The sequence below is a fragment of the Mesorhizobium sp. M8A.F.Ca.ET.021.01.1.1 genome (assembly GCF_003998025.1).
Taxonomy (GTDB): Bacteria; Pseudomonadota; Alphaproteobacteria; order Rhizobiales; family Rhizobiaceae; genus Mesorhizobium.
On record NZ_RZSJ01000373.1, the window covers coordinates 1 to 6,093 of the forward strand.

General features: G+C 63.5%; 8 protein-coding genes. 3 read left to right on the forward strand and 5 right to left on the reverse strand.

All coding sequences use genetic code 11. The features are described 5' to 3' along the window. Both EOA36_RS24180 and EOA36_RS24185 read right to left on the reverse strand, forming a co-directional pair. Window positions 1-727, reverse strand: a 727-nt coding sequence (locus EOA36_RS24180; protein ID WP_127279732.1) for a 16S rRNA (uracil(1498)-N(3))-methyltransferase, incomplete at its 3' end; no start/stop codon positions are given. A 31-nt stretch (window positions 728-758) separates the two neighbouring features. Next, window positions 759-1,406, reverse strand: a complete 648-nt coding sequence (locus EOA36_RS24185; RefSeq protein ID WP_127279733.1) for a hypothetical protein — start codon at window positions 1,404-1,406, stop codon at window positions 759-761. Between the two features lie 88 nt (window positions 1,407-1,494). On the opposite strand from EOA36_RS24185, the gene EOA36_RS24190 reads away from it, so the two are divergent. Next, a complete protein-coding gene (locus EOA36_RS24190; protein ID WP_127279734.1) occupies window positions 1,495-2,193 on the forward strand; it encodes a type 1 glutamine amidotransferase in 699 nt (232 codons plus the stop codon). Window positions 2,194-2,597: 404 nt separating this feature from the next. Beyond that, window positions 2,598-2,738, forward strand: coding sequence for a hypothetical protein (locus EOA36_RS24200; protein WP_023782442.1), 141 nt, complete (start codon window positions 2,598-2,600; stop codon window positions 2,736-2,738). A 52-nt stretch (window positions 2,739-2,790) separates the two neighbouring features. Here EOA36_RS24200 and EOA36_RS24205 read toward each other — a convergent pair whose 3' ends face one another. From EOA36_RS24205 to EOA36_RS24215, 3 genes are read right to left on the reverse strand one after another with little or no spacing between them, the layout of a single operon-like run. Further along, complete coding sequence (locus EOA36_RS24205; RefSeq protein ID WP_127279736.1) at window positions 2,791-3,564, reverse strand: metallophosphoesterase; 774 nt, start codon at window positions 3,562-3,564, stop codon at window positions 2,791-2,793. A gap of 34 nt (window positions 3,565-3,598) precedes the next feature. Further along, a complete protein-coding gene (locus tag EOA36_RS24210; protein ID WP_127279737.1) occupies window positions 3,599-4,735 on the reverse strand; it encodes an alpha-hydroxy acid oxidase in 1,137 nt (378 codons plus the stop codon). A gap of 25 nt (window positions 4,736-4,760) precedes the next feature. Then, window positions 4,761-5,564: an FCD domain-containing protein gene (locus tag EOA36_RS24215; RefSeq protein WP_127279738.1), complete on the reverse strand. Its 804-nt coding sequence runs from the start codon at window positions 5,562-5,564 to the stop codon at window positions 4,761-4,763. Window positions 5,565-5,771: 207 nt separating this feature from the next. Between EOA36_RS24215 and EOA36_RS24220 the strand changes: the two genes are divergently transcribed. Then, window positions 5,772-6,093: DUF3422 family protein (locus EOA36_RS24220; RefSeq protein ID WP_127279739.1), on the forward strand; the 322-nt coding region annotated here is incomplete at its 3' end.

The window sequence follows — 6,093 nt, forward strand, 5'->3', positions numbered from 1 at the left end:
CGCCAATTGTCGCCTGCATCGCCGCGAGCGCGGCCACGGCCGCGGTGTCGGCGCGCAGGATGCGCGGCCCGAGCGGAATGGCGGTCACGAAGGGGAGGGCGCGGAGCATCTTGCGCTCCTCGTCGGAAAAGCCGCCCTCGGGCCCGACCAGCAAAGCGAGCTTCTTCTCCCTTACTGCCTGCAAGGCAGGCAGTGGGTTGTTGGTCGAGGCGTCCTCGTCGCAGAAGATCAGCCGCCTTTCCTTGTCCCAGCCGGTCAGCAGGCGCTCGAATTTTTCCGCCTCGCGAACTTCCGGCACAGCCAGGATGCCGCATTGCTCGGCGGCCTCGACGACATTGGCGCGCAGGCGATCGATGGAAGGCTTTGCCACCTGCGTGTGCTGGGTGATGACCGGTTGCAGGATGCCGGCGCCCATCTCGACCGCCTTTTGCACCAGATAGTCGAGCCGGCCCTGCTTCAGCGGCGCGAAGCAATAGATGAGGTCGGGCAAGGGCGGTTGCGGTCTTTGCGGCGCCAGTACTTTCAGCCGCACCGACCGCTTGGATTTCGCTGATATCGCCGCCGACCACTCGCCGTCGCGGCCATTGAAGACAAGGATCTCGGCGCCTTCGGCGAGCCGCAGCACATGCAGGAGATAATGGCTCTGCTGCTGGCCGGGTTCGAACTCGATGTCTGGTCCGAGGTCGTCGGGCACGAACAGACGTTGCATCTTGTAGTTGGCGCGCATGGCCGAGGAATGAGCGAGACGGCCGCCTGCGTCAAGCCTTGGCGGAAGGATGCCACACGGGTTGAAAGCCATGGCGCAGCACGGCAAGCGTCGTTTCCGGGGTCAGCAGCACAAGCGTCTCGTCCCCGAAATGATCAGGGCTGGTTGGCGGGCCGTATCCGGCAAAAGTCCATGGCAATATCTTGCCGTGGCGCAAGGCACAGGCGCTGCCGCCAGCTGCGATCATCGCGCCGTCGGGCAGGCCGGCAAGCGCATCCATCGCGACCGCAGACCGCTTGCCGCCCGACGCCAGCCGCTCCTTATGCAGCCGCTTGTCGACCTGTGGCGCGCGCGGCTCGGCAATACCGAAGGCTTGGCCGAAGCGATGGACAAAATCCTTGGCCCGTTCACGTTGGCAAAAGAAACAGGGGCGATGTCCGGCGGCGAGCGCCGTCACCTCGTCGAGGAAGAACAATTCGGTCCAGCCGGCCTTGCCACCGGGCCGGTTGCGGCCCATCGGCTCGCGCTGCACATTGCGGAATTGGCACACGCAGATGATCCAGGCCGGAAGCGCCCAGCGCTTTTTCAGGAGCGTCTTTGTCGCGGGGGCGTGGATGATGCCGCGATTGCCGGTGAACAGGCCGCGCTCCGGCACGGCGTGAATGGCGCCGAACGGATCGACCCGGTTCTGCAGTGGCATAGTTTTCTCCTGGGATACGCATCTTGGCTGAAACGCCGGCGCCATGATATCGCTCGCGACAGCATTTTCATGTCAGCAGGGTTTTTCGATGCGGGTGCTGGTAGTCCAGAACTACGACAATACCGGGCTCGGCCAAGTCGGTGCGGCACTGGCCGAAGCGGGTGCCGATCTTGATGTGCGGCTTCCCTATAAGGGTGATGCGCTGCCACGGGACGCAACCGGCCACGATGCCATGGTGGTGCTCGGCGGCGGCCAGAACGCGCTGGCCGACGAAGAATATCCCTATTTCCCGGCGCTGCTCGAACTGACCCGCGATTTCGCTGGCAAGGACCGCGCCGTGCTCGGTATCTGTCTCGGCAGTCAACTCGTCGCTCGCGCCTTTGGCGGCGCGAACCGCATCGGCGGGGCCAACGAATTCGGCTGGCGCGGCGTGTCGCTGACGGCCGATGCCAAGGCCGATCCGGTGTTGGCTGAGCTGCCGGAAAAGTTCCCGATCTTCCAGTGGCACGACGACACGTTCGAGCTGCCGGAGGACGCCGTGCGGCTCGCCGGCAACGATGTCGCCGAAAACCAGGCGTTTCGCGTCGGCCGCGCCGTCTACGGCTTCCAGTTCCATTTCGAGGCCGACCGGCCGATGGTGAAGGACTGGAGCTCCTCCTTCGCGCCGACCATCGCCGCGCGCCATCCCGACTGGGCCGGCAAGCTCGACGGTGAAATGGCCAGCAACGGCCCTGACGCCGATGCCGCTGGTCTGGCCATCGCCCGTGCCTGGGTGGCGACGATCTAGAGCAATTCCAGGAAAAGTGTGTAGCGGTTTTCCCGGGAGAAGCGCGCAGCGCTTCCCCTTGGGAATTGCGTAAAAACAAGAAGTTAGAGCGGGTCAGAGATTCTATCAAACTCTGATCCGCTCTAAACGTCCGTTCATGCTCCGCGTGACATAATTGGCACGCGGCCGTGAAACCGTTTGGGGAAAACCCCTTTCATCCTTGGCTTGTGTCCGCCCGCCATCCTAGAAGGCGCGCGCCCTATGTCGGCTGTGCAACCGGGATGAACCTTTTGTGTGACCCGTGCGACACACCATCGATACAGAACACACCTAGAAGCGCGAAATCGTCGAAACTTTGACACGTATTTTCCGTTTCAACGCATTGGTAACCGCCTCGTGCACAGATGCAGGAAGCTCAACAAGAGATGACCTCCGTGAAAGCAGCGCTTCTGTCCTTTGCCATGCTGTCCGCCATCGTACTTTGCGGTCTTGGTATTTATGCCGCCGATGCCGCCAACAACCACAATGCGGTTGACGGCTACGGCGTCACCGCCTCCCTGCGCTAAGCCAGGGCATCCCTCGCGCCCGGATCCCTCGCGCCCTTGGGCACCGGGGCCGTTAAGGCTCCCTTATCGATATTTCCAGGATGCGTTTGTCCGCGCCGTCAACGACGAGCGCGGTAAGCATGCCTGACTGCCAGGCAAGCGTGTCGACATTGACGCGGTTGGCCATCACTTCCGCCTCGGGGACCGGTGTGTGGCCGTGCACCACGATCTTCGGGAAGAGGCCGGTGTGATCGTGGAAAACGTCACGGATCCAGATCAGGTCCTGCGGGCTTTGCTTTTCCAGGGGAATACCCGGCCTGATGCCGGCATGGCAGAAGAAGAAGTCGCCTGATGTCACCGAGAGTGGCAGCGACCGCAGGAAGTCGACATGGCTTTGCGGCACCGCTTCGAGCAGGGCTTGATGACCCTTGCGCATGGCTGATTCCGCCTTGCCGAACCAGGCGCCGTTGCCGCTGTTGATCGTCACTCCGTAGGATTGCGCGGTCTGGATGCCGCCAAAACGGATGAAGAGCCCTTCCGGGTCGGGTGTCTTGAGAAAGTCGAGAAAGCCGATGTCGTGATTGCCGGCCAGCATCAGGTTTCGCGGATCGCGTTCGCGTGCCTCGATCAGGAAGTCGACGACGCCCTTGGAGTCCGGTCCGCGATCGACATAGTCGCCAAGATGGATGATGCGCCAGTCGGCGACCCTGTCCCTCGCAATCTCGGCCTCGATCTGGCCATGCATGGCGGCCAGCAGGTCGACCCGGCCATGCACGTCGCCGATCGCGTACAGACGCACGCCGTCCGGCCCGTGTGCGTCGAGGAAATGGATGCCGGGTTCCGCCAAGGTCTGGGTATCTCCGTGGTCAGATGTCACTGACTTAGCGTCGGAGCTGCTCCTTGCCCATGTCGGTGACCAGACGCTTTCCGCACAGCGCCAGCGTGATGTCCATCTCCTTGCGGATGATTTCCAACGCTTTGGTAACCCCTTCCTTGCCGAGCGCGCCCAGGCCGTAAAGAAATGGCCGGCCGATATAGGTGCCCTTGGCGCCCAGGCAGAGCGCTTTCAACACGTCCTGGCCGGAGCGGATGCCGCCGTCCATATGCACTTCTATTCTGTCGCCGACCGCATCGGCGATTTCTTCCAGAACCATGATCGACGACGACGCGCCATCGAGCTGGCGCCCGCCATGGTTGGAAACGATGATGGCATCGGCGCCGGTCTTGGCCGCCATCAGCGCATCTTCCTTGTCGAGGATGCCCTTGAGGATCAGCTTGCCGCCCCAGCGCTCCTTGATCCAGGCGACGTCCTTCCACGACAGCTGCGGATCGAACTGCTCCGTCGTCCAGGACGACAGCGAAGAGACGTCGCCGACGCCCTTGGCGTGGCCGACGATGTTGCGGAAGGTGCGGCGCTTGGTGCCGGCTATGCCCAGGCACCAGCGCGGCTTTGAGGCCAGGTCGATGATGTTGGCCAACGTCATCTTGGGCGGCGCCGAAAGCCCGTTGCGGACATCCTTGTGGCGCTGGCCGAGGACCTGCAGGTCGAGCGTCAGCACCAGCGCCGAGCACTTCGCCGCCTTCGCCCGGTCGATCAAATCGAGCACGAAATCCTTGTCGCGCAGCACATAGAGCTGGAACCAGAACGGTTTCTTCGTCACCGAGGCGACATCCTCGATCGAACAGATGCTCATCGTCGAGAGCGTGAACGGCACGCCGAATTCCTCTGCCGCCTGCGCTGCCAGCATCTCGCCGTCGGCATGCTGCATGCCGGTCATGCCGGTCGGCGCCAGCGCCACCGGCATCGACACTTTCTGGCCGATCATGGTCGATTCCAGCGAGCGGTTGCTCATGTCGACCAGCACGCGCTGGCGGAACTTGATCTTCTGAAAGTCTTCCTCGTTCGCCCGGTAGGTGCTCTCGGTCCAGGCGCCCGAGTCGGCATAGTCGAAGAACATCTTGGGCACGCGCCGGCGCGCGAGATCCTTGAGGTCTGCGATGGTCAGAATGTCGCTCATGGTGGTCCCCGCTTGATCGAATTGATTAGGAGCGTCTGCGCGCTGGTTCGCCGTCGCCGGCTTCCGAACGCTGCCTCAGCCTCAGCCGCGACACGCGTTGCCAGTCGCCGCTGCGTTCGGCTTCCGCCATCGAACGCTCGACATAGGTCATGTGGTCCATCGCCGCCTGGCGGGCGCCGGCCGGATCGCCGGCCTTGACCGCGGTGTGGATCGCCCGGTGCTGCGCCAGCAGCGCCTCGCGCGCGCCGGGCACGGTGAACACCAGGAGCCGGTTCTGGAACACGCCTTCCGACAGCAGCCGGTAGCAGGAGCGCAGTGTGTGCAGAAGCAGGATGTTGTGCGCGCATTCGCAGATCGCATGATGGAATTCGACGTCGATCTCGGCCTCGTCGTCGAAATCGCCGGTACGATGCGCCTCGTCCATGCGCGCCATGATGCGATCGAGCAAGGCAAGGTCCTCCGGTGTGGCGCGCCGCGCCGCGTATTCGGCGGCTATGCCTTCGATCTCGCGGCGGTATTCCAGATAGTCGGTCACCGCCTTGCGATGCGTCGAGATCAGGTCCGCCACCGGCTTGGTGAACAACTGGCCGATAATGTCGGCGACGTGCGTGCCGCCGCCCGGACGGGTCGACAGCAGGCCGCGCGCTTCGAGCGCCTTCAGCGCGTCGCGCAGGATGGGCCGCGACACATCGAACTGGCGTGCCAGTTCGCGCTCGCCCGGCAGCCGGTCGCCGGTGCGCAGCACGCCTTCGAGGATGAGGCTTTCGATCTGCTGCACCACCTCGTCGGCGGTGCGCGAATGCTCGATCCTGGAGAAAATGTCGCTCAAAGGAAGCGCCTGGAGAAGGGAATGATGTCGCGCAGATTAGAGCCTCTGTCGCCAACTGGTCAAATTATTTATCCAATTCGTCTCGTTCGGTCGATTTTCGCGCCGCGCCGGCATATCGCCTCGCGCTAAATTTTGCTGTTTACGTCCCTTGCCGATTGCCGCAAGACGACGCCATTGCACGAAGGGTCGAAACCAGGGGGACCAGACGTGTCGGACGAGACGTCCAATCTTGAATTCCAGCCGCGCAGCCAGGGCAGCGTCATGGGCTTTCCGGCGCATGAAGGCCGGCCCGGCGCGCTCGGCGAGGTTCACGCCCGCCCCCATCCGCTGGTCGAGAAGCCGCGCGTGCTTGTCCAACTCTCCTTCATGACCGAAGGCGGCTCAGCGGTCGACCACGCCGTGCTTTCGGAACTGTCGCGCCGTCTCGGCATCGCCGCTCCCGAGCGTCACGCCCGCCACCACGCCATGAAATGGGGCAAGGGGACGCTGCGCTGGGAGCGGCACACGGAATTCTCGACCTATCTCTGGG